The sequence below is a fragment of the Gordonia sp. LMA167 genome, assembly GCF_058130025.1.
In genome coordinates this window covers 1998658-2024319 of record NZ_CM176708.1, presented here as the reverse complement: position 1 = coordinate 2024319, position 25662 = coordinate 1998658, and the positions used below count along the sequence as shown (strand labels likewise).

The following is a 25662-nucleotide window of genomic DNA, read 5'->3' as shown; positions in this document are numbered from 1 at the left end:
CATGGATCTCTTCTTCGACGACGCGGCCACCGCGTTCCGCGCTGAGGTCCGGGCCTGGTTGACCGACCATGTTCCGGCCCAACCACTTCCGTCGATGGACACCGCCGACGGCTTCGAGGCGCACCGCGATTGGGAACGCACCATGGCCGCCGACCGCATGTCGGTGGTGAGCTGGCCGGAGGAGTACGGCGGCCGCGACGTCCCGTTGCTGCACTGGGTGATCTTCGAAGAGGAGTACTACCGATCGGGCGCGCCGGGGAGGGTCAGCCAGAACGGCATCTTCCTGCTCGCCCCTACCCTGTTCGAGCACGCACATCCCGACCAGCTCGCCCGCATCCTGCCGCGGATGGCCCGCGCCGACGACATCTGGGGTCAAGCGTGGAGCGAGCCGGAGGCGGGCAGCGACCTCGCCTCGTTGCGGTCGAGCGCCACCCGCACCGACGGCGGCTGGATTCTCAACGGACAGAAGACCTGGAGCTCGCGGTCGAGCTTCGCAGACTGGGCGTTCGGACTGTTCCGTACCGACAAAGAGGCAGTCCGGCACAAGGGTCTGACCTATTTCATGTTCGATCTGCGCGGCCCGGGTGTCACGGTGCGGCCGATCGCGCAACTCGATGGCGAGGCCGGATTCGCCGAACTGTTTCTCGAAAACGTCTTCGTACCGGATGACCCTGCCGACCCTGGCAACTCAGGTGTGATCGGGAAGGTCGACAACGGCTGGAAGGTCGCCATGAGTACCGCCGCCAACGAACGCGGGCTCTCACTGCGCTCCCCGGGCCGATTCCTGGCCACCACCGATCGACTGGTCGACCTGTGGAAGCGCAACCGTGACGGCGTGTGGGCCACCGCGAACACCGATGCGCGAGTGGCCGACGCGTGGATCGGTGCGCGCGCCTACGAGTTGTCCACGTACCAGACCGTGAGCCGCCTCGCCGCCGGCGGGCAGCTGGGCATGGAGTCGTCGATCAACAAGGTCTTCTGGTCGCAGTGGGACATCGCCGCCCATGAGACGGCTCTGGATCTGCAGTGCACCGATGCCGAACTCGACGACGCCTGGATGGACGGCTACGTCTTCTCATTGTCCGGACCGATCTACGCCGGTACCAACGAGATCCAACGCAACGTCATCGCGGAACGCCTGCTCGGCCTGCCGCGTGGGGACAGGTGACACCATGGAATTCCTTCTCTCCGATGTGCACGACGACCTCGCCTCCACCGTCGACGCCCTCCTGACGAAGGCCGACATCCCGGCTCGCGCCCGAGCGTGGGCCGGCGGCGATCGCGGCCCGGTCACCGAGGTGTTCGCGGCACTCGCCGAGACCGGCGTCAACGGGCTGCTGATCGACGAGTCGTCAGGAGGTTCCTCGGCGGGTGCGATCGAGATGGTCGTCGCGATGGAGCAGATCGGGCGGCACGCCCTGCCCGGCCCCGTGGTGGAGAGCATCGCGGTGCTGCCGGTGCTGTTGCGGTCGGCCGACGTCGCGGGCGAACGGCTCGAGGCGCTCGCCGAAGGTGCGTTGGCGACCTGTGCGATCCCACCGATCGCTCCCCTCGCGCCCGTCGCCGACACGGCCTACCTCGTGCGTGACGGCGTCTTGAGCACGGCCACCGTGGGCGATCCGGTCGCCACCGTCGATCCCACTCGCCGGCTTGCTGAGCTGAGTCCGGATGAGGTCCTCGCCGACGGCGTGGGAATCGACGACGCCGTCGACATCGGCATCCTGGCCTGTGCCGCCCAGCTCCTGGGCATGGCCGGCGCCATGCTGTCGCTGGCCGCGGACTACGCACAGGCGCGCACGCAGTTCGGCCGCGCGATCGGCTCTTTCCAGGCCGTCAAACACCACCTGGCCGACGTCGCGATCGCCGTCGAGATGGCCCGTCCGCTCGTACATGCCGCCGCGCTCGGAATCGACGGGCTGGTAGCGGAAGGCACCGACGTCCGCCGCGACATCGCCGCTGCGAAGGTCGCCGCCGGCGACGCCGCCTATCTCGCGTCCCGACGATCGTTGCAGGTTCTCGGCGCCATCGGCTACACCACCGAGCACGACCTCTCGCTGTACCTCACCAAAACACGTGCGCTGCTGACCGCCTGGGGCACACCGGCGGTGTTACGGCAGCGGGTTCTGGAGTCGCTGTGACCATTTCGCAAGCCGTCGCCCCGATCTCCGCGGAAGAGCGGGACGCACTCGCAGAATCCATCCGCGACCTCGTCCGACGTCGCGCCGGTTCCTCGGCGGCCCGCTCCGCGATGCGCGCGACCCCTCGCCTCGACCGCGCCCTCTGGAACACCCTGTGCACAGAGATCGGTGTCGCGGCACTGCCGATTCCCGACGACGCCGGCGGCGCCGGCGCGTCCTTCGTCGAAACCGCCGCCGTTCTCGAGGAACTCGGCCGAACGTTGAGTCCGGTGCCGGTGTTCTCCACGGCTCTGGCGACCGCGGCCATCCTGATCGCAGACGACGACGACACGAGCCGGAGCCTGCTGCCGGCCATCGCAGCCGGTGAGCGCATCGCGACGGTGTGCTGGGCGTCGCCCGCCGGCTGGGATCGTCCCGGCGTCACCGCCGACGCCGGATTGCTGACCGGCACGGCCGACTACGTGACCGACGCAGAGTCGGCGGATCTACTGGTTGTGCTGGCGGGCCATGGCGATGCGATCACCCTGCATGCGGTCGACTCCGACGCCGAAGGGGTTGCGGTCGCACCCCTGCCCGTCGTCGATCCCAGCCGCCCGCTCTCGCGTGTCACCTTCGATGAGGCGCCCGCCACGTCCATCGGGTCCGGCCCGGACCTGCCCGCACGGTTGCGGTCGGTCGCCTGGGCGCTGCTGTCGGCCGAGCAGGTCGGTGGCGCGGAGGCGGCCCTCGAGCTGACCGTCGAGTACACGAGATCACGCAAGCAGTTCGGCCGGACCATCGGTTCGTTCCAGGCGCTGAAGCACCGGATGGCCGATATGTACGCATCCGTGGAGACCGCCCGCTCGATCTCGCGAGCGGCGATCGCCGCGATCACCAGCGGCGCCCCCGACGCCGACGACCTCGCCGCTGCTGCGCACATCTACTGCTCGGAAACGTTCGCCCAGGTCACCGGCGAAGGCATCCAGCTGCACGGCGGCATCGGCATCACCGCCGAACACGACATCTCGCTGTATTTCAAACGCGCCCACGGCAGCGCGCAGCTGTTCGGTCAGCCGCACGAGGTGGTGGCCGAGCTGAGTGGTCGACTCCTCGGCTGACACCTCGCCGGTCCCGAAAACCGAGCCTGCAAACCGCACCGGTCCCGAACCTGCGCGCCCGCCCCGACCGGGTCCCTGAGGAGCGAGCTTGCACGTCCCGCCGGTCCCGGAAGAGCGAGCTTGCACGTCCCCCGGTCCGTAAAGAGCGCGCCAACGTCACCGCCGGTCCGTAAAGAGCGAGCCGACGTCACCCCCGGTCCGTAAAGAGCGAGCCGACGTCACCCCCGGTCCGTAAAGAGCGAGCCGACGTCACCCCCGGTCCCTGAAGAGCGAGCCAGCGTCACCCCCGGTCCCTGAAGAGCGAGCCGACGTCACCCCCGGTCCCCGAGGAGCGAGCCAACGTCACCCCGGTCCCCGAGGAGCGAGCCAGCGTCACCAACGGTCCCTGAAGAGCGAGCCAGCGAGCGTCACCCCCGGTCCTTGAAGAGCGAGCCAACGTCACCCCCGGTCCCTGAGGAGCGAGCTTGCGAGCGTCACGAAGGGCCGCCACCACGACCCACCAGGTATCGGCCGACCCCGACCGAACCGCGAAGGCTTGACGCCATCACACGGCTGTGGCATTGTTGCCGCAATCACAAATTGAAACGTTTCAATACATGGAACAAAGAGTGGCAATGCCCGACCGAGGAGCAGCAATGACCGACCGCCAACGCGCATGCTTCCTGCTACAGCTGCGCCCCGACCGCGTCGACGACTACCTCGAGGCCCACACCACCGTCTGGCCCGAGATGCTCGACGCGCTGCGCGAGACCGGGTGGCACAACTACTCGCTGTTCCTGCGCCCCGAGGACGGCCTGGTGGTCGGCTACGTCGAGACCGACGACTTCGAGCAGACCACCAAAGCCATGCAGGCCACCGACATCAACACGCGGTGGCAGGCCCACATGGCCGAGTACTTCCTGCCGCCGAGCGCTGCGGCCGACACCGCCGGCGCGAATCCCGACACCATCCGCACTGAACTCATCGAGTACTTCCACCTCGACTGACCCGATCGGAGGCGACATCACCCCGACCCCTCGCTTGACCTTCACCGACCGCACCCTCTCTACTGAGATCAAGGCAAGGAACACACCATGAAAGTTGGAGCACGCTCCACCACCGGCTGGCGGGCGACCATCTCGGTCGCCATGTCGAACTACATCGAGGCCGGCTCGATCATCGCCATCGCGACCAGCCTGACGTTCTGGCAGGACCAGTTCGGCATCAGCAACTTCGCCGTGGGTCTGCTCGCGGCGCTGTCCGCCAACGCCTTCGGCGCTGCGATCGGTGCCGCCATCGGCGGTCCCCTGTGCGACCGGTTCGGCCGCAAGGCGATTTACACCTACGACCTGCTGGTCTACATGGTCGGCGTTCTCATCGCAGCCTTTGCCTTGAACTTCGGCATGCTGCTCGCAGCTTTCGTGATCACCGGCCTTGCGGTCGGCGCCGGCGTACCCGCGTCGTGGACCTACATCGCCGAGCAGGCGCCATCGGTCGAACGCGCCAAGCACGTCGGCACGGCACAGTTGGCCTGGTCCGTCGGGCCACTGATCGGTTTCGCGCTCGCCGCCGCACTCGCCCCGCTGGGTCTGCTCGGGTCGCGCCTCATCTTCCTGCATCTGTTCGTGGTCGCCGCCGTCGTCTGGTGGATTCGCCAGGGCCTGCAGGAGTCCAAGATCTGGAAGGACGAGTCGGTCAACGAGACCCGCGAGATGGCCTCGTCGGTCGGCGCCCGCGGCGTGAAGGGGTTGTTCTCCCGCAAGATCAACATCACCGCACTGCTGTTCCTCGGCGGCATTTACCTGTTCTGGAACACCGTCGCCGGCCAGGCGGGCATCTTCATGCCGCGTGTGTACGAGACGGCCGGCCTGCACAGCGCCGTCCAGCAGAACCTGCTGCAGGTGCTGGTCTGGGGATGCACCGTCCTTGCGACCTACTTCGGCTTCATGCGTTACGCCGACCGCGTCTCCCAGCGCGCCCTCTACATCTTCGGCGCCGCCCTGGGCATCGTGGCCTGGATCGTCCTGGTCACCTTCACCGACAGCGGCATCGCCACCATGCTGATCTTCGCCATCCTGTGGGGCATCTCGTCCGGCATCGGCGCTCAGGCCTTCTACAGCCTCTGGGCGAGCGAGATGTTCGCCACGCCGTACCGGGCCAGCGCCCAGGGCGTCATGTTCTTCGTCGTCCGCGCCGCCACCGGCCTGCTCAGCTACTTCTTCCCGACGATGCTGGCCGCCACCGGACTCACAACCGTCGGCACCCTGCTGGTCGGCCTACTCACCATCGCACTGGTCATCGGCGCCATCTGGGCTCCGAAGACGCAGGGCAAGACTCTGCAGCAGATCGAGGTCGAACGGTACGGTGCTCCGCTCTCGCCGGAACTCACCGACGACGCGCCCGCAACCGGCGACGTCACCATCTCCGAGCCGACAGCCCGCACGCTCGCCTGAGCCTTCTCGGCCCGCCTGCTTGAAACGTTTCACCCATTCTTCTCCGCCGCCGGCCATCGCATCCGACGCCGGCGGCGGAGATCCCAAGACATCGAGAGAACCATCATGACCAGCATTGACGAGACGATCCTCGACAACCTCGCGATCGAGCTCCCCTCCTGGGCCTTCGGCAACTCCGGGACCCGCTTCAAGGTGTTCGGCACCCCGGGCACTCCTCGCGACATCCACGAGAAGATCGCCGACGCCGCCAAGGTCAACGAGCTCACCGGGCTCGCCCCGACCGTCGCCCTGCACATCCCGTGGGACACCGTCGACGACTATGCCGCCCTGAGGTCCTATGCCGCCGATCTCGGCGTCGGACTCGGGACCATCAACTCCAACACCTTCCAGGACGACGATTACAAGTTCGGCAGCCTCACCCACACCGACAAAACGGTGCGGCAGAAGGCCATCGATCACCACATCGCCTGCATCGAGGTGATGAACCAGACCGGATCACAAGACCTCAAGATCTGGCTGGCCGACGGCACCAACTACCCGGGTCAGGGCGACATCCGCGGACGGCAGGACCGCCTCGCCGAATCCCTGTCGACCATCTACCAGCACATCGGCGACGATCAGCGACTCGTGCTGGAATACAAGTTCTTCGAACCCGCGACCTACATGACCGACGTCCCGGACTGGGGCACCTCGTACGCGCAGGTCACCGCATTGGGTGAGCGGGCGATGGTGTGCCTGGACACCGGACATCATGCGCCCGGCACCAACATCGAGTTCATCGTCGCGCAGCTGCTGCGCCTGCAGAAGCTCGGCTCGTTCGACTTCAACTCGCGGTTCTACGCCGACGACGACCTGATCGTCGGCGCAGCAGACCCGTTCCAGTTGTTCCGCATCCTTTTCGAGGTCATCCGGGGTGGCGGCCTGGACAACGGCTCCCCGGTGGCACTGATGCTCGATCAGTGCCACAACGTCGAGGAGAAGATCCCCGGCCAGATCCGTTCGGTGCTCAACGTCCAGGAGATGACCGCCCGTGCACTGCTGGTCGACACCGACGCGCTGACCGCCGCCCAGGAGGCCGGTGATGTGCTGGGCGCCAACGCCATCTTCATGGACGCCTTCTACACCGACGTCCGGCCGATGCTCGCCGAGCGCCGCGCGGCGCGCGGACTGCCGGCCGACCCGATGGCGGCCTACGCCGCATCCGCTTATCCCGGGCGCATCGCCGCCGAGCGGGTGGGGGGCACCCAGTCCTCCTGGGGTGCCTGACCTTTCACCCAGACCGATCACGCCACAACCCCCCGCTCTCGATACCGAGGAGATCACTCTCATGACCACCAACCCGACCGTGGCCGCCCTCATCGCGCGCTCCAACAAGCTCGGCTCCGATCCGAAGAACACCAACTATGCCGGCGGCAACACCTCGGCCAAGGGCACCGAGGTAGACCCGGTGACCGGCGAGGACGTCGACCTGCTGTGGGTCAAGGGCTCCGGCGGAGACCTGGGCACGCTCACCGAGAAGGGGCTGGCCGTCCTGCGTCTGGATCGCATGCGCGCGCTCGTCGACGTCTATCCCGGCCTCGAGCGTGAGGACGAGATGGTCGCCGCGTTCGATTACTGCCTGCACGGCAAGGGCGGTGCCGCACCCTCGATCGACACCGCGATGCACGGCCTGGTCGATGCCGCCCACGTCGACCACCTGCATCCCGACTCCGGCATCGCGATCGCGACGTCGGCCGACGGTGAGGCGTTGACGCAGAAGATCTTCGGCGACCGCGTGGTGTGGGTGCCGTGGCGGCGTCCCGGCTTCCAGCTCGGCCTGGACATCTCGGCGATCAAGAAGGTCAACCCCCAGGCGATCGGCTGCATCCTCGGCGGCCACGGCATCACCGCCTGGGGCGACACCTCGGAGCAGGCACAGGCGAACTCGCTGGAGATGATCGACACCGCCGAGAAGTTCATCGCCGCGAACGGAAAACCACAACCGTTCGGCAACCCGCTCGACGGATTCGGTGCGCTGCCCGCCGAGGAACGTCGCGCCAAGGCGGCCGCGCTGGCGCCGTTCATCCGAGGCCTCGCGTCGATGGATCGACCGCAGGTGGGTCACTTCACCGACGTCGACCCGGCACTCGAGTTCCTGGAGTCCGAGGAGCATCCGCGCCTCGCCGAGCTCGGCACGAGCTGCCCGGATCACTTCCTGCGCACCAAGGTCAAGCCGCTCGTCCTCGATCTGCCGGCCTCCGCCGGGATCGACGAGTGCAAGGAGCGTCTCGCCGAACTGCACGAGGCCTACCGCGCCGACTACCGCGGCTACTACGAGCGCCATGCCACCGCCGACAGCCCGGCGATGCGCGGCGCCGACCCCGCGATCGTGCTCGTCCCCGGCGTCGGCATGTTCAGCTTCGGCAAGGACAAGCAGACCGCCCGCGTCGCCGGCGAGTTCTACCTCAACGCCATCAACGTGATGCGCGGCGCCGAGGCGGTCTCGACCTACGCCCCCATCGACGAGTCGGAGAAGTTCCGCATCGAGTACTGGGCCCTCGAGGAGGCCAAGCTCGCGCGGATGCCCAAGCCCAAGCCGCTGGCGACGCGCATCGCGCTGGTGACCGGCGCGGCATCGGGCATCGGCAAGGCCATCGCACAGCGACTGGCCGCGGAAGGCGCCTGCGTGGTGATCGCCGACCTCGACGCACAGAAGGCCCAGGCCGCGGCGGAGGAGATCGGCTCGACCGACGTCGCGATCGGGATCGCCGCCGACGTCACCGACGAGGCTGCCGTGCAGGCCGCGATCGACGCCACCGTGCTGGCCTTCGGCGGCATCGACCTCGTCGTCAACAACGCCGGCCTGTCGCTGTCGAAGTCGTTGCTGGACACCACCGCCGCCGACTGGGATCTGCAGCACAACGTGATGGCGCGTGGCTCGTTCCTGGTGTCCAAGGCGGCCGCGCGTGCGCTCATCGACCAGAAGTTGGGCGGCGACATCCTCTACATCTCGTCGAAGAACTCGGTGTTCGCCGGCCCGAACAACATCGCCTACTCGGCGACCAAGGCCGATCAGGCGCACCAGGTGCGGCTACTGGCCGCCGAACTCGGTGAGCATGGCGTCAAGGTCAACGGCATCAATCCCGATGGGGTGGTGCGCGGTTCGGGCATCTTCGCCGGCGGTTGGGGCGCCCAGCGCGCTGCGGTCTACGGCGTCGAGGAGCAGGATCTCGGCAAGTTCTACGCGCAGCGCACCCTGCTCAAGCGTGAGGTGCTGCCCGAGAACATCGCCAATGCCGCCTTCGCGCTGTGCACCTCGGACTTCTCGCACACCACGGGGCTGCACGTGCCGGTCGATGCCGGTGTGGCAGCAGCATTCCTGCGATGAGTCGCCGGATCGCCAACCGCTCCGCCCAGGTCGCCGCGATCGACCTGGGCGCGACCAGCGGCCGCGTGATGCTCGCCGACATCGGGCCCGAGCGTCTCGAACTCGAACAGGTCGCACGTTTTGCGAACGACCCGGTCCACCTGTGGAACGGGCGGCGGACCGCGATGCACTGGGACATCCCCGCCCTGTTCCGCGAGGCGTGCACCGGGCTGGCCGAGGCCGGCCGGCAAGCCGACAATCTCGTCGGCATCGGGGTCGACTCGTGGGCCGTCGACTATGCGCTGCTGCGCGAAGGCCGGATGCTCGGTCTGCCGCATCACTACCGCGACACCCGGACCGCCGACGGTGTCGACGCCGTGCACGCCGAGCTGGGACCGGTCGATCTGTATCTGCGCAACGGACTGCAGTTCCTGCCATTCACCACCATCTATCAGCTCGCCGCCGAGGCGCGGGACGGGCTGCTCGACCAGGCCGACAGCGCACTGCTCATCCCGGACCTGATCACCTACTGGCTGACCGGTCGCCGCGGCACCGAACGCACCAACGCATCGACCACCGGGCTGCTCGGCATCAACGGCGAGTGGGACACCGCGATGATCGAACGGCTCGGCCTTCCGGCCGGACTGTTCCCGGACATCGTCGAGACGGGCACCGACCAGGGGCCGCTGTTGCCCGAGGTCGCCGACCGACTCGGGCTGGCCGGCTCGCCGCACGTCACCGCGGTCGCCTCGCACGACACCGCGTCGGCCGTCGCGGCGATCCCGATGAACCCGTCGTCGTCGGCCTACATCTCCTGCGGCACCTGGGGCCTCGTCGGTGTCGAGCTCACCTCACCAGTGGTGTCGCGGGCCGGATGGAAGGCCAACTTCACCAACGAGGTGGGCGCCGACGGTCGGATTCGCTACCTGCACAACGTGATGGGCCTATGGCTTCTCAGCGAGACCGTCCGCCAGTATCAGCGCGAAGGGTTTCGCGCGGACCTCGGTGAGCTCTTGGCCCAGGCCGCCGACGTCACGCCGGGCTTCGATGTCTTCGACACCGACGACCCGCGGTTCCTGGCCCCCGGCGACATGCCCGGCCGCATCCGCGAGTGGTACACCGAGCGCGGCATGCAGCCCCCCTTGACCCGGCCCGAGATGGTTCGCGCGATCGTCGAAAGTCTCGCGTCGGCATTCGCCCACGGGGTCACCCAGGCCGCCGAACTGTCCGGCACCAAGGTCGACACCCTGCACATCGTCGGCGGCGGTTCCCAGAACCGGTTGCTGTGCCAGCTCACCGCCGACCGTCTCGGCTTGCCGGTACTGGCCGGACCGGTCGAGGCGACCGCGTTGGGCAACGTCCTCATCACCGCCCGAGCGCACGGTCTCATCGACGGCGACCTCGATGCGATGCGCGACATCGTCGCTCACCGGTTCCCACCGCAGCACTACGTACCCCGGACCCGTCGGACCTCCGATGGCTCTCTCGCACAACGTCGCCCGTCGACCGCCGCCCGGCCGGTCGGGGCAGGAAAGGCATGACGATGCAACGTCGAGTTCCTCAGGTGCGCGATCTCGCGCCACTGATGCAGTTCAAGAAGCCGCAGTTCGATGCGAAGAAGCGTCGCCTCGACGCGGCGTTGACCGTCGACGATCTGCGCTCCATCGCCAAACGCCGCACCCCGAAGGCCGCGTTCGACTACACCGACGGCTCCGCCGAAGCCGAGCTGTCCATCGCACGGGCCCGGCAGGCGTTCTCCGACATCGAGTTCCACCCGGCTATTCTGCGTGATGTGTCCAAGGTCGACACCTCGTGCACCATCCTCGGCGACCGGTCCGAGCTACCGTTCGGCATCGCACCGACCGGGTTCACCCGGATGATGCAGACCGAGGGCGAGTACGCCGGTGCCCGCGCCGCCGGTCGGGCCGGTATCCCGTTCTCGTTGTCCACGATGGGCACCGCGTCCATCGAAGACGTCAAGGCCGCGAACCCGCACGGACGCAACTGGTTCCAGCTGTATATGTGGAAGGACCGCGAACGGTCGATGGCGCTGGTCGAGCGGGCCGCCACCGCCGGCTACGACACCCTGCTCGTCACCGTCGACGTGCCGGTGGCCGGAGCGCGTCTGCGCGACAAGCGCAACGGCATGTCCATCCTACCCGCGCTGACCGCAAAGACCGTCCTCAACGCCCTGCCCCGCCCACGGTGGTGGATCGACTTCCTCACCACCGAACCACTGGCGTTCGCCTCACTGGATCGTTGGTCGGGCACGGTTGCCGAGCTGCTGGACACCATGTTCGACCCGACCGTCACCTTCGACGACCTCGCCTGGATCAAATCCCAGTGGCCGGGCAAGCTGGTGGTCAAGGGCATCCAGACGGTCGAGGACGCCAGGGCCGTCACCGATCTAGGCGCCGACGGCATCGTGTTGTCCAACCACGGTGGGCGCCAACTCGACCGCGCGCCGATCCCGTTCCACCTACTCCCCACCGTTGCCGCGGAGGTGGGCGATCGCACCGAGATCATCCTCGACACCGGGATCTCCTCGGGCGCCGACATCGTGGCCTCCATCGCCCTCGGCGCACGGTTCACCCTGGTCGGCCGCGCCTACCTCTACGGGCTGATGGCCGGTGGCGAGGCAGGCGTCGACCGCATGATCGAGATCCTCACCGAACAGATCGAACGCACCATGCGCCTGCTTGGAGTGTCCTCACTGGACGAACTCACGCCGGCACATGTGACACAGCTACAACGCTTGACGCCCCGCCCGCTGGTCGAGTAGTGGGAACCGAACCCAACCGCTGGTCGAGTAACGGAAACCGACCCCGCCCGCTGGTCGAGTAGCGACGAACCCACCCGCTGCTCGAGTAGTCGGAACCCAACCGCCGGTCGAGTAGTCGGAACCCAACCGCCGGTCGAGTAGCGACGACCCCAACCGCCGGTCGAGTAGCAACGAACAGAGTGAGGAGCGTATCGAGACCACCACACCAGGTCTCGACACGCCCCTGGCGTGTCGGGCGTGCCCACTCGACTCCGCGATCTGGTGAGATGAACCCATGGGTGTGAGCATGCGGGACGTCGCGGCCGCCGCTTCGGTGTCGGTCGGCACGGTGTCGAACGTGCTCAATTCGCCCGACAAGGTGGCACCGGCGACCGTGGCGCGTGTTCAGGCAGCCATCGAGACGTTGGGTTTCGTCCGCAATGACGCGGCGCGCCAGCTGCGGGCCGGACGGTCGCGCTGTGTCGGCCTCGTGGTGCTCGACGTGGGTAACCCGTTCTTCACCGACATCGCACGGGCGGCCGAGCGCGAGGCCGGCGAGCACGACCTGACCGTCCTGCTCGGCACCTCCGACGACGACGAGCACCGCGAACTGGCGTATATCGACGCCTTCGACGAGCAACGAGTGTTCGGTCTGTTGGTGTCCCCGATCGGCGACGACCTCGGACGCCTCGACACGCTGCGCCGCCGAGGGACACCGGTGATCCTGGTGGATCGCGACGCGACGGGCTCTCCCTTCGACTCGGTGGCCGTCGACGACATCGCCGGCGGACGTCTCGCGGTGTCGCACCTCTGCACGACCGGACGCCGCAAGATCGCGTTCGTCGGCGGTCCGTCGGCGCTGCGTCAGGTCGCCGACCGTCGCCGCGGCGCGCAGCAGGCGGTGGCCCAGGTCGACGGCGCCTCGCTGGAGGTCGTGGAGACGCCGGCGCTGAGCGTCCTTGCCGGGCGCGAGGCGGGAGAGGCGTTGCAGCGCAGGCATCGAGATGACTGGCCCGACGCCGTGTTCTGTGCCAACGACCTTCTCGCCATCGGCCTGCTGCAGGCCTTCACGATGATGGGTGGCGGTGTGCGGGTGCCCGAGGACATCGCGTTGATCGGCTATGACGACATCGACTTCGCCCGTTCGGCAGTGGTACCGCTGTCGTCGGTGCGCCAGCCGACCGCCCGGATCGGCGCCACTGCCATCGATCTCCTGATGACCGCCGCAAGCGAGTCGTGGCAGTCGCGCCGGCCCACCAATCTCGTGTACCAACCAGAGCTCGTCGCCCGGGCGTCGACGCTCGGCTGATGCCGGCCTGACGAGATCACCGGAGCCGCGTCAACAGCCGCTCCAACGGACCCGACAAGAACAACAGCAGCAGTGGCCACACATCGACCGCGGGCACCACGATCGCGATCGCCAGGGCCACGACGAGGAGCACGAGCGTGCCCCACCCGGACCGTTGTTTCAGCCACTCCTCGGTCTGCTCACCCGGCTCCAACAACTCCCGGTGACGCGCGCCCCAGTCCGTCATGACGATCAGCGAAAGGATCGACACGGCAAGCGTGCCCATGTAGACGGCGTTGGCGCGCTCGATGTGCCGGTTGTCCATCATCGCCGTCACGAAGGGCAGGACGACGATGGTCAACAGCCAGACGAAATGCAGTTGGAACAGCACGCGATCGTAGGCCCGGAAGTTCTCCATCATGCGGTGGTGATTTCGCCACAGAACCCAGATCACGATGAAACTCACCGCGAAACTGATGATGTCGGGCAGGTGATCTCCGAGGACCGCTCCGACCGTCGTGTCGTCCGCGATCTCACCCGGAATATCGGCTAGTGGCAACACCAGCAGCGTCAGGGCGATCGCGACCACCGCATCGGAGAACGCGATCAGTCGCCGGAACCCCTCCTCGGTCCGCCGCGATTCGTGTTCGGCCATGCAGTGAGACTACGACGGCCCGTGCCGTCAGGTCGGCTCTCGAGATCACTCGGTCGCCGATTCTCTGCATGCGGAGTTCTCGACGGGAGCACAATCGAGTGATGGCGGAACCGGATCGGATGGGGTCCTTCGACGCGGTGCTTTTCGGCGTCGAGTCCGATCCGCTCCTGCGTTCGGTGATCGTTCTCGTCGTCCTGCTCGACCGGGCGCCGGATGAGGAAGTCGTCCTCGACCGCGCCGAACGGATGACCCGCCTGTATCCGACGCTACGGCAACGACCGGTGGGGAATCCGTTGTCGGTGGCGCCGCCGCGCTGGGAGACGGATCCCGATTTCGACTTCGACTATCACATCCGCTGGCGTCGGCTCGGCCCGCGGCACGGCCCGCTCGCCGATGTCCTCAGGTATGCCGAGCGGATGAGCGAGCAGGACTTCGACCACGCGCGCCCGCTGTGGGAGGTGTCGATCCTGACCGAGGTCGCCGACGACCGGGCAGCCTTCATCCTCAAGATCCACCACGCACTCACCGACGGTATGGGCGGCATGGAGATGGCCGCAATCCTGTTCGATGTCAACCGCACCCCTGCCGATCTCGGACCGATGCCGGACGCCCCGGTCCCGTCGAAGGCCAGTGTCCTCAAGCGCATCGAACACGGAATCAATTTCGAGACGAGGCAAGTCGTCAGTGAGCTGTCCACCGCGTCAGAGCTTGCCGTGGCAGGCTCGAAGAGCTTGCTGCGCAATCCAATCGGCTCCACCGTGGCAGCGGCCGGTTTCACGGGGTCGGCGATGCGGATGCTCGCACCGCAGGGCGCTCCGTTGTCGCCCCTGATGACCCGACGATCGCTGTCAGTGACCTTCTCTGTTCTCGATGTCGGCCTCGAGGATCTGATCACCGCCGCCCACGCGGTCGACGCCACGCTCAACGAATTGTTCATGACGGCGGTCGCCGGAGCGCTGGCCGACTATCACCGAAAGCTCGGCGCTCACCTGGACGCGATCCGCGTGAACATGCCGGTCAGCACCCGAGCCGCTGACGATGCACCGGGCGGCAACCGTTGGGTGCCGGCCCGATTCATCGTGCCGGTGGACACCGTCGACACCAGTACGCGGGTCCGTCGCCTCCGGCCGGTGCTGCGCCGGGCAGAGCGCGACCCGGCGCTTCACCTGTCCGGCATCATCTATCGGCTCCTCACGATTCTCCCGAGGCCGGTGACCACGCTGGCCGCCGGGTCACTGATGAAAGGCGTCGACGTCGCCGCGACCAACATTCCCGGCCCGGACTTCGACGTTTTCATGGCCGGCGCGAGGGTGACCGCGCTCATCCCGTTCGCTCCCAAAGCCGGTGCAGCGGTCAACATCGCGCTGATGTCCTGTCATGGGCGCGTCCACATGGGCATCAACTGCGATCGTGCCGCGGTGAGCGACCCCGCGCTGCTGACCGAATGTCTCCGTGCGGCGACCGACGAGGTGGTCGCGCTGGGAACTCAGCACGCGCGCACCGCCGACGCTCAGCCGCCGAACACCTCGGCGACAGCGCCTTCGGTCAACCCGTAGTCGGCGAGACTGTAGCGATGCTGCGGCTTCCGATCACCTGACCGGCTCTCGTCGTCGAGCGCGACCATGGCGGCCCGCGCTTCCTCGGACAGTTGCGCCCCGAGTGCCGCATACACTCGTTCCACCGTCCCGAATGGGTCTTTGCGCAGATCGGTGAAGTCGACATCGAGGAACTGTGCCGGATCGTAGATCTTGCGCGCTGCCTCGAACTCGCGGAGGCCACGCGACCAGAGTTCGAGCTGGGCCTCGCCGATAGTCGCACCGACGAATGTGGTGGACCAGCCCGGGGTGGCGTGCTCGGCAAGGCTGCACATCAACGCGATGATCGTCTCGGGCGGACGATGCGTCTGGATGACCAGTGCATCGGGGTAGGCGGCCATCAGCGCATCGAGCGCGAACATGTGGCTCGGATTCTTGAGTACCCAGCGCTTCTCCGGATCGTTGAGCCCGATCATCTGGAGATTGCGACGGTGGCGCCGATAGGTGGGAGTCCAGTCCTGCTGGGCCAACCACTGCGAATAGGTCGGCAGGTAGGCCAGCGATTCGTACGAGATCGACATGATGTTCTGCCGCAACAACTGCCAGCACTCCTCGACCTCGCCGGCCTCGAGGTAGTGCAGTCCCATGAACTCCGGGTTCTCGACGTGGTGCAGTTCGAGTCCTGCGTTGATCTGCTGATAGACGGGGTTGTCCGCCCAGGTCTCGCGCGGTGGTCGGGGTTGCGGGAACTCCGCCAGCCACATCTCGAGCCCCTGGTGGGCCGGATCCGCGGTCAGCAGGCGATGCAGCGCCGTCGTGCCGGTCCGGGGCAGCCCGGTGACGAACACCGGCCGGGTGATCGGCACATCGACGTAGTCCGGGTGGGATTTCCAGGAGGCCTCCGACAACAGGCGCGCGATCAGCGCACCCTTGAGGAAGAACCGGAACATCTTGCTTCCCAGTTCGGTGAGGCCGGCGTCGCGGGTGTAGGACTCGAGCAGGATCTCCAGTGCCTCGATGTAGTCCGAGTCGCCGAAGTCATCGAGACCCGTTGCGCGCGTGGCCGCTTCATGGAGATCGTCGACGGTGCCGACATTCCTGCGTGGCGCGACGCTAGTCATGGTATTCCCCGCAGTTCACATCCAGGGTGTGACCGGTGATCGCGCTGGCCATCGGCGAGGCCAGGAACACCGCGGCCTCGGCGATCTCGTCGGGCTCCGGCAACCGTTTCAGATCCGACTTGCTCGCGGTCTGCTCGTAGACCTGGTCGGGGGTGATGCCGTACTTATTGGCAATCTCGCCGAAGTACCATTTCAGCTGGTCGTCCCAGATGTATCCGGGTGCGACCGTGTTGATGCGGATGCCCTTGTCGCCCAGCTCTGTTGCCAGGGTCTGTGACATCGCCAGCAGTGCCGACTTGGCCAGTTTGTAGCTACCGTAGCGGGGTTCGGAGTGGCGGATGACCATCGAGTTGATGTTGACGATGGCGCCGTTGGTGGCCTCCAGGGGCTCGGTGAACGCCTTGATCACTCGGAGCGTACCAAGGACGGTCAGGTCGAGACTGCTCGAGATGTGATCGAAGTCGGTGCGCGCCAGTGGTTTCATCGATGGCAATGCGAACGCATTGTTCACCAGGACATCCGCGCGGCCGAACTCCTCGAGTGTGGCGGCCACCAGTCCGTCGACGGCATCGTCGTCGGTGATGTCGGTGGGCACGACGAGTGTTGTCCCACCCGTGGCATCGATCTCGGCCGCAACTTCTTTGAGCCGTGATTCCGTGCGCGCGGCCAGCACCACCGCGGCGCCCGCAGCGGCCGCACGCAAGCAGATCGACCGACCGAGGCCGGGCCCCACTCCGGATACCACCACCACCTTGTCCGACAGCAGACCCGAACCCGTCACAACAACATCCTTTCGGCAAAGGCACGTTGGCGTGCCGCAATGCGTTGGTTCCACGCCGTGTCGTCGACGACGTTGTCGGAGAAGTACGGCAGGTGCGCCTCGACGTCGTCGACATCGATCACCTGCGCACTGGGACCATCCTCCGGCGCGATCGGGTGGTCGGTGCGTTGCCAGCGGAACTGCATGATTCCGGTCGCCCGACCGGTCGTCTCGATCCAGTTGGCCACGCCAGGATTTTTCCGCGACACCACCATTCGGATCATCCCGTCGGGATCGACTTGTGCCTGAGTGGAATTCAGGCTGGTCTGATGGTTGACGTAGTCCAACGAGATGTACCACATGCTGCCGAGCTGGAAACCCTGATACGGCGCATCCGATCTCGGCACCGTGATGACCATCGCCTCGTTGTCGGCGAGGCGGTAGTGGCCGACCGCCGAGTACTGCGTGGCCAGTCCGCCCGGGGTGAGTCGCGGAGACGTGAACGTGTTGACCGGTTCGTCGAGGTAGAACCATTTCGGGAAGTTGAACCAGGTGTTGATGCGCGATGTCAGCATCTTTCCGGCTGTGGCGTAGCGTCGCGTCACCCGAGCGAGATCGGGTTCGGCCGGTGCGGTGCCTGCGGTGTCGATCCGCTCGATCGAGATCGACCCCTTGCGCTGGGTCCAGTCGCTGTAGACCTCCCGGACCGACAGCATCGACGCGTCGTCGGCGAGCACGAAGTAGTCGTCCCGGTGCTCGTCAATCGGCGGTCCGAAGGTGATCTCGAAGTTCCCGTCGGCGTCGATCGGGATACGCCGGTCGTCGAAGGCGTCGTCACCGCCGGGAACCGAGGACGGCGTGTACTCCCCGGCCAGGACCTGAAAGCTCAGATCGACCGTGGAACCGCGTTGTCCGCGCACGATATAGGTGCCGGTCGGCTCCAGGTCGGCGTGATAGTAGAGCGTGTCGGGGTTGTCCAAACCCATCTTCGTCATCGGACCGGTGGACGTGATGAAGTTCGGATGGCTCTTCTGCCGCGACCGGACCAACTGCACGATCGCCGCGATGCTGCCGGCGAGATAGTCGTAGCCCTCGGCGAGATCCTGTTCACTCTCCACGAACTCCGCTGACGCGATGAGTTTCTCGGCCTCGGCGATCGCGTCGGTGAGTGGCGTGGTCACATTCGTCGGCCGTTCGACACTGCCGAGCATGACCTGTGGTTGATGGGTCACTCGTCCCCCAAACCGCAGATCGAGTGGGTGACGAGCGGAGCGAGGAGCCGTATCGAGATCATAGCCAGGTGTCGCCTCCAGTCCAGGTGAGGAAGTTCTCGAGTTCGGCCTGTGCGGGTGTGACCCGCGGGTGTTCGGTGGACAGGTAACCACCACGGTAGAACAGCAACGGCTTGTCCTGCAGCACTTCTCCGAGCGTGCGGGCGCGGCCGATGACGATGTGATGGTCGCCTCCGTCGGTCACCCGTTCCACATCGCATTCCACCCAGGTCAGTCCGTGCCGGATCACCGGCAGTCCGGCCGGCGACGGGTCCCAGGTGATGTGTCGGAACTTGTCGTCGCCGGGAGCGCCGAACGCCGCACTGACGTCCTGCTGACGGTTGGACAGTACGTTGACGCAGAATTTTCCGGCCTGCTCGATGACCTTCCAACTCCGCGATGTCTTCATCGGGCAGAACAACACCAGTGGCGGGTCCAGAGACAGCGCCGCGAACGACTGGCAGGCGAATCCGACGGGAGAGCCCTCGGCGTCGATGGTGGTGATCACGGTGACACCCGTGCAGAACTGCCCCATCGCGGTCCGGAACTGCCGACTGTCGAACTCGGCGGAACCGTAGGGCGTGCGTGTGACCTCCGGGCTCGCCATGTCAGCGGAATCCGACGGTGAAGTCATGGCCCCACAAACTGACTGCGGTGCTCTCCCGCGCTATCCACTCGTCATCGTTGACGGTTCTTCCTTCACAACCGAATTCGATGTCGAATCCGCCGGGGGTCTTCATGTAGAACGACAGCATCAGGTCATTGACGTGGCGGCCCAGGGTTGCCGACATCTTCACCTTCTTGCGCAGCGCCCGGTCGAGGCACAGGCCGACGTCGTCGGAGTTCTCCACCTCCACCATCAGGTGCACGATGCCGGTGCTGTTGGGGATCGGCAGGAATGCGAGGGAGTGGTGCCGAGGATTGCATCCGAGGAACCGAAGCCATGGCGACTCCTCGCCCTCCTCGCGTCCGACCGCTTGTGGGGGCAGGCGCATCGAGTCACGCAGGCTGAAGCCGAGCACATCGCGGTAGAAGGCCAAGGCCGCCTTGTCATCATCGCAGGTCAACACCACATGCCCGAGACCCTGCTCGCCGGTGACAAACGTGTGCCCATACGGACTCACCACCCGTCGATGCTCCAGCGCGACACCGTGGAACACCTCGAGGGTGTTGCCTGCCGGATCGGTGAAGACGATCATCTCGACCACGCGACGGTCGGCGAGTTCCTCGTCCTTGGCCTCCCGGAAGATCACCCCGGCCGACGACAGACGATCCCGGACATCCTGCAGGGCTTCGGCGTTGGCGCATTCCCACCCGGAGCTCGACAGCCCGTCCCGATCGCCCGGGACGATCACGAGCCGCGCCGGAAAGTCGTCCATCCGCAGATAGAGCGCCTCGTCGGTCAGGCCCTTGCCCTCGACCATCCCGAGGACCTTGAGGCCGTACTCACGCCAGGCGTCCATGTCGGTCGCCTCGATCCGCATGTATCCGAGGGATCGGATCGGACTGTCACTCATCGCTTCTCACTCCTCTGGTCATCCACACTCAGCCCTCGAGTCCCTGACGAGCCTCCGAGCTTGCGTACCCACCCCGGTCCCCGCGGCTTCGAGCTTGCGTAACCACTTCGGCCCCTGAGGAGCCTCCGAGCTTGCGAGGATGCGTCACGAAGGGCCCTTCGTGACGCTCGGCTAGCGCCTCGCTCCTCAGGGAGCGGTTGTCGCGGGCGAGCACTACTGACAGACGTGCGTACTTCGGTCCCCGACGAGCCTTCGAGCTTGCGTACCCACTTCGGTCCCCGGGGCTCCAAGCTTGCGTACCCACCCCGGTCCCTGAGGAGCCTCCGAGCTTGCGAGGATGCGTCACGAAGGGCCCTTCGTGACGCTCGGCTAGCGCCTCGCTCCTCAGGGAGCGGTTGTCGCGGGCGAGCACTACTGACAGACGTGCGTACTTCGGTCCCCGACGAGCCTCCGAGCTTGCGTACCCACTTCGGTCCCCGGGGCTTCGAGCTTGCGTACCCACCCCGGTCCCTGAGGAGCCTCCGAGCTTGCGAGGATGCGTCACGAAGGGCCCTTCGTGACGGCACTTCGCTAGCGCTCCGGGCCTCCTCAGGGAGCGGTTGTCGCCGGCTGGCGCCTCGCTCCCCAGAAAGCGGTTGTCGCCGGCTGGCGCCGCGCTCCCCAGAAAGCGGTTGTCGCCGGCCAGCGCCTCGCTCCTCAGAAAGCGGTTGTCGCCGGCTGGCGCCGCGCTCCCCAGAGAGCGGATGGGCGTCTCCGCATTCATCACCACTCACACCATCGTGTCGCCGATCGGAATCCCGAACTCGCCGTTGCCGAATGCGACGTAGGCTCGCTCGGGGTCGTTGGCCGCGTGCACGCGTCCGGCGTGTGCGTCGCGCCAGAAGCGCTGGATCGGTGTGCCGTTCTCCAACGCGTGGGCGCCGGAGTTCTCGAAGAGCCGGTCGATCGCCGAGATGGCACGGCCGGTGGCACGTACCTGATCGCGACGCGCCGCGAGGCGCAACTCCATCGACACCTCCTCGCCGGCCAGAATCAGGTCGTATTCGGCCTGCAGGTTGCCCGACAGTTGTCGCCAGGCGGCGTCGATGTCGCTTGCCGCTTCCGCGATCCGCACCTTGGCGAACGGATCCTCCTTGGCCTTCTCGCCGGCGTAGGCCGCACGGACTCGCTTGCCCTGATGCTCCACGTGAGCCCGGTACGCGCCATAGGCCATGCCCACGATCGGCGTGGCGATGGTGCTCGGGTGAATGGTGCCCCACGGCATCTTGTAGACCGGCGCCGTGTTGCGTTCGAGTCCCGGACTCTGTCCCATGCTCATCGTCCGCATGCTGAGCATCCGGTGGCGCGGGACAAACACGTCTTTCACCTCGATCGTGTTCGAGCCGGTACCACGCAGCCCGACGACATTCCAGACGTCCTTGATCGTGTAGTCACTGCGTGGGATCAGGAAGCTGACGAAGTCGACCGGCTTGCCGTTCTTGATCACGGGGCCACCCACGAACACCCAGTCCGCGGTGTCACAGCCCGAGGACCACGCCCAGGAACCGTTGACCTTGTAGCCGCCGTCGACGACCTCACCCATGCCCATGGGGGCGTACGAGGAGGAGATCCGCACGTTGGTGTCGGAACCCCAGACGTCTTCCTGCGCCTGCTGGTCGAACAGGGCGAGATGCCAATTGTGGACTCCGATGATGCCCGACACCCAGCCGGTCGAACCACACGCGGATGCGATGCGCCGCACGGCCTCGTAGAAGGTCACGGGATCGACCTGATGACCGCCCCACTGCTCCGGCTGCAGCAACCTGAAGAAGCCCGCGCCCTCGAGACTCGAGACGGTCTCGTCCGGGATACGCCGGAGCTCCTCGGTCTGCTGGGCCCGCTGCTCGATCTCGGGAAGGAGTGCGTTGATCTTCTCCAGGACCTGCTCGGCTGCTTCGCTGCGTTGTGCTGGCATCTCGCCCGCTCCTACTCAGTTCTCGACGACGGTCCGTCGCCCATGGTTCTCGTCCGTTTGAGATTAGAACACGTTCTCATTTATGTCGAGCACTGGGCCTTTGTGCCCATTTCCTGGCCCGATCATCACCGGACCGCCCGATCTGCTCGCCATTTTTGTAACATGTTCTAGTATTGCGAGTGAGGTGATTCGTACCGAACGGGCGAATCAAGCGCCAGAACAGGAGTAACGGATGTCCCCGACACCCGAGTCCGTGTCCCCGGTGGGGGCCGGCACTGCAGCGCCCGCCGGCGATGACATCGCCGTGCGCGAGATCGACACCGGAGCACCGCCCACGCGGTTCGCACGCGGATGGCACTGCCTCGGCCTCGTCGACGAGTTCCGTGACGGAGAACCGCACTCGGTCCAGGTCTTCGGCACAAAGCTCGTCGTGTGGGCCGATCAGCAGGGTGAGATCAACGTCCTCGACGCCTACTGCCGACACATGGGTGGCGACCTGTCGCAGGGTTCGGTCAAGGGCGACAACGTCGCGTGCCCGTTCCACGGATGGCAGTGGAAGGGCAATGGTCGGTGCGCGGGCGTGCCGTATGCCAAACGCAATCCGAAGCTCGCCAAAACCCGCGCGTGGCCGACGATGATCCGCAACGGCCAGGTCTTCGTCTACAACGACCCCGAGGGCAATCCGCCGCCGGACGAATGCATCATCCCCGAGCTCGACGAGGTGGGCTCGGACGAATGGACCACCTGGACATGGAACCGCATCGTCATCGAGGGGTCGAACTGCCGGGAGATCATCGACAACGTGGTCGACATGGCGCACTTCTACTACGTGCACTTCGCGTTGCCGGACTATTTCAAGAACGTCTTCGAGGGCGAGGTCGCGGCGCAGTACATGAACTCGCACGGCCGACCGGACATCTCGCTGGGCACCAATTACGGCGACAGCCGCCTCGAGTCGATCGCGGCGTACTACGGGCCGTCCTACATGCTCAACCCGATGGTCCAGTACTACGGCGGTTTCGCGATCGAGACGATCCTGACCAACTGCCACTACCCGATCGACGCCAACTCCTTCGTCCTGATGTACGGCGTCATGGCGAAGGTGCCCGAGGGACTCACCGCCGAGCAGGCCGACAAGATGGCGAAGAAGATCACTGCCGGCGTCGAGGTCGGCTTCCTGCAGGACGTCGAGATCTGGAAGAACAAGACCCGCATCGACAACCCCCTGCTGGTCGAGGAGGACGGGCCGGTCTACCAGCTGCGCCGCTGGTACGACCAGTTCTACGTGGACAAGGCCGAGGTCACCGATGAGATGACACAGCGCTTCGAGTACGAGATCGACACGTCGAAGGCCCTGGAGAGCTGGGGCGTCGAGATCGAGGAGAACCTGCGGCGCCAAGAGGAAGCCTCCGAGCAGGGTGAGGTCGCGGACGCATCGGACAAGGCCGAGGTCTGAGCCGATGACACGGGCGGCGGCCAATGAGGGGGTCAGTGCATCTGGTTGGGCGAAGGCGCCCGACTTTCACGGTGATCCTGATCGCCTCGCCGCTGTCCACGACGCGACGCGACGCGACCGCGACCATTATCTGCGTGGCGGCATGCGCGAGATCGAATGCCGGTCGTGCCACGCGTGCGTGCTGGTCAAGAAGACCAGCGCATTCCACACGAGCGTGCAGTGGACCTCCGAGGCCCGCGATCGGTGCAACGAACTCGAGCGTGCCGAGGACTCCGGCAAGGCCCTGCTGCCCGGCGCGATGGTGCCCACCTGTCCTCGACTGTCCGCGAGCATCGACCACGGCGTCGCCGAGGGCATCATCCCCGCGGAATCCCCGGAGAGCGACCCCGACGGGTATTGGTGAGGACAGCCGGCGCCTCACCTCGAAAAGCACCCCAGAAAGGTGTCCCGGAAAGGCACCCCAGAAAGCGCCCTGCCCAGCCCCTCCATCGACATAGTGTCGACGGCTCGTCTGAGCCGGGTGCATCGCAGGGGCACTTTTCCCACACACCGTTCCCACCAGCCACTTCTTTACCAATCTCAATCGAAGGTTGAGACAAGCGGAGCCACATCCGTCACTCTTGTGCCATGACAGATCTTCGACGTCGTGCGATCGGTGTGCTCTGCGCCGCGGTGCTCGCAACGGGTGTCTCGGTGGCGCCGGCCGTCGCCGACACCGGATCATCGGGGTCGTCGGGGTCGATGGAGATCTACCTTCCGGTCTCCACGCCCGCCGGCATGCAGGCGCTGAGCGCGGCGATGACCCAGATCGGCAAGCCGTACAAGTGGGGCGGCACCGGTCCGAACTCGTGGGATTGCTCCGGACTGGTGCAGTGGGCGTTCGGGACCGCGGGCATTCATCTCCCGCGGACGAGCCAGCAGCAGGCCAAGGTCGGACACGCCATCCCGCTCGGCGCGCTGGCGCCGGGTGACATCATCATCTTCTGGCGCGACGCCAGCCACGTCGGGATCTACGCCGGGTTCGGTCAGGTGTTCAACGCCTACGGCCCCAACGGCGTCCCGATCGGATTCACCCCGCTCGACCGGATGCCGTCGATCAAGACGATCCGTCGGCTGGGGTGAGCGCGGCCGCGACCACCAGTCCGATCAACACGATGGCGACGACGAGCACACCGAGTAACCCGTAACCGACGTCGATGAGTGGCGAATCCACCTGCACCGCGTCCTGGACGCGCTGATCGAAGAGGTGTGTGCCGGGATCGGCCAGTGCTGGGATCACCACGGCGAGTGAGCCGATCGCGCCGAGCGCGACGATGACCACGGCAGGCCACCGGAGCGCGGCTCGCCACCACGCGACCACGGCGATGACCGCGATCAATGCGCCGAGCACCACCGTCCACAGCCCCGGTCGCAGCGTGTGTTCCTCGAGGAAAGCGACGTCCTCGGGCGACGCACCGGGCACCGAGACCCGGCCGAGACCCGTGATCGAGGGCTTCACCCCTTCATCGGATACGCCCCACGGGACCAGACTGAACGCCACCAGCAAGAGTCCGCCGACCGCGGTGATCGGCCAGGTGAGCCTCCGGACCGCGGCCCGGGCGCGGTCGGTTCCTTCGCTCATTCCTCCAGGGTGCCATGCGGCCAGAACGGATCCCGACCGGTCAGGCCGGCGAGCCGATCGAGAAGACGTGCGTCATCGGGTACCTCGACAACCGGGCCGAACATGCCCTCGCGCTCACTCTGCGGCTGTGGCGGGTAGTGGAAGTCGTAGACCACGCGCAAGATGTCGTCGGACAGGTCGTAGTCGACACCGATGCTCCGTGCGACGTCCCAGCCATGAAGCACGAGCTCGGAGAGAGCGATGATGCCCATGATCTCGGCGGGGGCGTCGACTCCCCCGGCCTGAGTCATCCCCTCCCAGGCTCCCGGCTCGCGCCAGGCCTCGACGAGGTCGACGAGATTCCCCTCCAGCGCGGTCCGCCAGTCATCCGGCAGCACGTTCGTCGTCGGGTCAGGCGGTGTCGATGTCAACGGGCCCAGGTCTTTCCGCGCCGACGCCGTGAAGGCCCGGCTCAGACCGATCACGTGGGCGAGCAATGCGGCGAGGTCGGTGTCGGCGCACGGGGTCGGTCGGCCCAGTTCGTCGTCGGTGACCCGCGCCGCGAGTTCGTTCATCTCATCGGCTGCGGCGGAGATCTGCGGGGCATAGCCGGCTGTCGTGTGGGTCGCATCTATGGGCTGCATCGTCGGGGTTCCTTCCATGGCCGGGTCTGATCATCTGCAGATGTCGACACCGGCGGGCGGCGATTCTCATCGGTATCGGTTGATTTG

The 25662-nt window shown here is 66.5% G+C and carries 23 protein-coding genes; 14 read left to right on the top strand and 9 right to left on the bottom strand.

Annotated elements, in window-relative coordinates:
- Position 1 precedes the first annotated feature (1 nt).
- From ACVT6V_RS09085 to ACVT6V_RS09040, 10 genes are all read left to right on the top strand, one after another.
- Positions 2-1168 carry an acyl-CoA dehydrogenase family protein gene (locus ACVT6V_RS09085; RefSeq protein WP_489899478.1) on the top strand — a complete coding sequence of 389 codons (1167 nt, stop codon included), beginning with the start codon at positions 2-4 and terminating at the stop codon, positions 1166-1168.
- A gap of 4 nt (positions 1169-1172) precedes the next feature.
- Positions 1173-2138, top strand: a complete 966-nt coding sequence (locus ACVT6V_RS09080) for an acyl-CoA dehydrogenase family protein (RefSeq protein WP_489899477.1) — start codon at positions 1173-1175, stop codon at positions 2136-2138.
- Positions 2135-3235, top strand: coding sequence for an acyl-CoA dehydrogenase family protein (locus tag ACVT6V_RS09075; RefSeq protein WP_489899476.1), 1101 nt, complete (start codon positions 2135-2137; stop codon positions 3233-3235). Before ACVT6V_RS09080 ends, ACVT6V_RS09075 begins: the two co-directional genes overlap by 4 nt.
- A gap of 635 nt (positions 3236-3870) precedes the next feature.
- Entirely contained in the window at positions 3871-4221 is a 351-nt protein-coding gene (locus ACVT6V_RS09070) for an L-rhamnose mutarotase (protein WP_489899475.1), read from the top strand.
- 87 nt (positions 4222-4308) lie between these two features.
- The gene (locus ACVT6V_RS09065) at positions 4309-5667 is read left to right on the top strand and encodes an MFS transporter (RefSeq protein WP_489899474.1); all 1359 of its coding nucleotides are present in this window, start codon (positions 4309-4311) and stop codon (positions 5665-5667) included.
- Positions 5668-5772: 105 nt separating this feature from the next.
- On the top strand, positions 5773-6933 hold the full coding sequence (rhaI, locus tag ACVT6V_RS09060) for an L-rhamnose isomerase (RefSeq protein WP_489899473.1): 1161 nt from the start codon (positions 5773-5775) through the stop codon (positions 6931-6933).
- 61 nt (positions 6934-6994) lie between these two features.
- Positions 6995-9034 (top strand): bifunctional aldolase/short-chain dehydrogenase, encoded by a 2040-nt coding sequence (locus ACVT6V_RS09055; protein WP_489899472.1) that lies wholly within the window; start codon positions 6995-6997, stop codon positions 9032-9034.
- Positions 9031-10554: a rhamnulokinase gene (locus tag ACVT6V_RS09050; RefSeq protein ID WP_489899471.1), complete on the top strand. Its 1524-nt coding sequence runs from the start codon at positions 9031-9033 to the stop codon at positions 10552-10554. The genes ACVT6V_RS09055 and ACVT6V_RS09050 overlap by 4 nt, the downstream gene beginning before the upstream one ends.
- A 2-nt stretch (positions 10555-10556) precedes the next feature.
- Positions 10557-11795 (top strand): alpha-hydroxy acid oxidase, encoded by a 1239-nt coding sequence (locus tag ACVT6V_RS09045; RefSeq protein ID WP_489900761.1) that lies wholly within the window; start codon positions 10557-10559, stop codon positions 11793-11795.
- A gap of 274 nt (positions 11796-12069) precedes the next feature.
- The gene (locus ACVT6V_RS09040; RefSeq protein ID WP_489899470.1) at positions 12070-13083 is read left to right on the top strand and encodes a LacI family DNA-binding transcriptional regulator; all 1014 of its coding nucleotides are present in this window, start codon (positions 12070-12072) and stop codon (positions 13081-13083) included.
- Between the two features lie 16 nt (positions 13084-13099).
- Here ACVT6V_RS09040 and ACVT6V_RS09035 read toward each other — a convergent pair whose 3' ends face one another.
- Positions 13100-13717 (bottom strand): TMEM175 family protein, encoded by a 618-nt coding sequence (locus ACVT6V_RS09035; protein ID WP_489899469.1) that lies wholly within the window; start codon positions 13715-13717, stop codon positions 13100-13102.
- Positions 13718-13818: 101 nt separating this feature from the next.
- Here ACVT6V_RS09035 and ACVT6V_RS09030 point away from each other — a divergent pair, with 101 nt between their 5' ends.
- A complete protein-coding gene (locus ACVT6V_RS09030) occupies positions 13819-15273 on the top strand; it encodes a wax ester/triacylglycerol synthase domain-containing protein (RefSeq protein ID WP_489899468.1) in 1455 nt (484 codons plus the stop codon).
- Here ACVT6V_RS09030 and ACVT6V_RS09025 read toward each other — a convergent pair.
- The 6 genes from ACVT6V_RS09025 to hsaA all read right to left on the bottom strand — a co-directional run bounded on the left by ACVT6V_RS09025 (position 15228) and on the right by hsaA (position 21875).
- Entirely contained in the window at positions 15228-16373 is a 1146-nt protein-coding gene (locus ACVT6V_RS09025) for a sulfotransferase family protein (RefSeq protein WP_489899467.1), read from the bottom strand. The two genes, ACVT6V_RS09030 and ACVT6V_RS09025, sit on opposite strands and share 46 nt — an antisense overlap.
- The gene (locus tag ACVT6V_RS09020) at positions 16366-17154 is read right to left on the bottom strand and encodes an SDR family oxidoreductase (RefSeq protein WP_489899466.1); all 789 of its coding nucleotides are present in this window, start codon (positions 17152-17154) and stop codon (positions 16366-16368) included. The genes ACVT6V_RS09025 and ACVT6V_RS09020 overlap by 8 nt, the downstream gene beginning before the upstream one ends.
- The gene (locus tag ACVT6V_RS09015; protein ID WP_489900760.1) at positions 17151-18344 is read right to left on the bottom strand and encodes a hypothetical protein; all 1194 of its coding nucleotides are present in this window, start codon (positions 18342-18344) and stop codon (positions 17151-17153) included. The genes ACVT6V_RS09020 and ACVT6V_RS09015 overlap by 4 nt, the downstream gene beginning before the upstream one ends.
- Before the next feature lie 79 nt (positions 18345-18423).
- Positions 18424-19038, bottom strand: a complete 615-nt coding sequence (gene hsaB / locus ACVT6V_RS09010; RefSeq protein ID WP_489899465.1) for a 3-hydroxy-9,10-secoandrosta-1,3,5(10)-triene-9,17-dione monooxygenase reductase subunit — start codon at positions 19036-19038, stop codon at positions 18424-18426.
- Entirely contained in the window at positions 19013-19921 is a 909-nt protein-coding gene (gene hsaC, locus ACVT6V_RS09005; RefSeq protein WP_489899464.1) for an iron-dependent extradiol dioxygenase HsaC, read from the bottom strand. The genes hsaB and hsaC overlap by 26 nt, the downstream gene beginning before the upstream one ends.
- Positions 19922-20690: 769 nt before the next feature.
- Complete coding sequence (gene hsaA, locus ACVT6V_RS09000) at positions 20691-21875, bottom strand: 3-hydroxy-9,10-secoandrosta-1,3,5(10)-triene-9,17-dione monooxygenase oxygenase subunit (RefSeq protein WP_489899463.1); 1185 nt, start codon at positions 21873-21875, stop codon at positions 20691-20693.
- A gap of 232 nt (positions 21876-22107) precedes the next feature.
- On the opposite strand from hsaA, the gene ACVT6V_RS08995 reads away from it, so the two are divergent.
- The 3 genes from ACVT6V_RS08995 to ACVT6V_RS08985 all read left to right on the top strand — a co-directional run bounded on the left by ACVT6V_RS08995 (position 22108) and on the right by ACVT6V_RS08985 (position 24453).
- Positions 22108-23331: a 3-ketosteroid-9-alpha-monooxygenase, oxygenase component gene (locus ACVT6V_RS08995; RefSeq protein ID WP_489899462.1), complete on the top strand. Its 1224-nt coding sequence runs from the start codon at positions 22108-22110 to the stop codon at positions 23329-23331.
- 4 nt (positions 23332-23335) lie between these two features.
- Positions 23336-23734, top strand: a complete 399-nt coding sequence (locus tag ACVT6V_RS08990) for a hypothetical protein (RefSeq protein ID WP_489899461.1) — start codon at positions 23336-23338, stop codon at positions 23732-23734.
- Positions 23735-23958: 224 nt separating this feature from the next.
- Entirely contained in the window at positions 23959-24453 is a 495-nt protein-coding gene (locus tag ACVT6V_RS08985; protein ID WP_489899460.1) for a C40 family peptidase, read from the top strand.
- Here ACVT6V_RS08985 and ACVT6V_RS08980 read toward each other — a convergent pair.
- Both ACVT6V_RS08980 and ACVT6V_RS08975 read right to left on the bottom strand, forming a co-directional pair.
- On the bottom strand, positions 24428-24952 hold the full coding sequence (locus tag ACVT6V_RS08980) for a hypothetical protein (protein WP_489899459.1): 525 nt from the start codon (positions 24950-24952) through the stop codon (positions 24428-24430). The genes ACVT6V_RS08985 and ACVT6V_RS08980 overlap by 26 nt on opposite strands.
- Positions 24949-25575, bottom strand: a complete 627-nt coding sequence (locus ACVT6V_RS08975; RefSeq protein ID WP_489899458.1) for a TIGR03086 family metal-binding protein — start codon at positions 25573-25575, stop codon at positions 24949-24951. Before ACVT6V_RS08975 ends, ACVT6V_RS08980 begins: the two co-directional genes overlap by 4 nt.
- Positions 25576-25662: the final 87 nt, after the last annotated feature.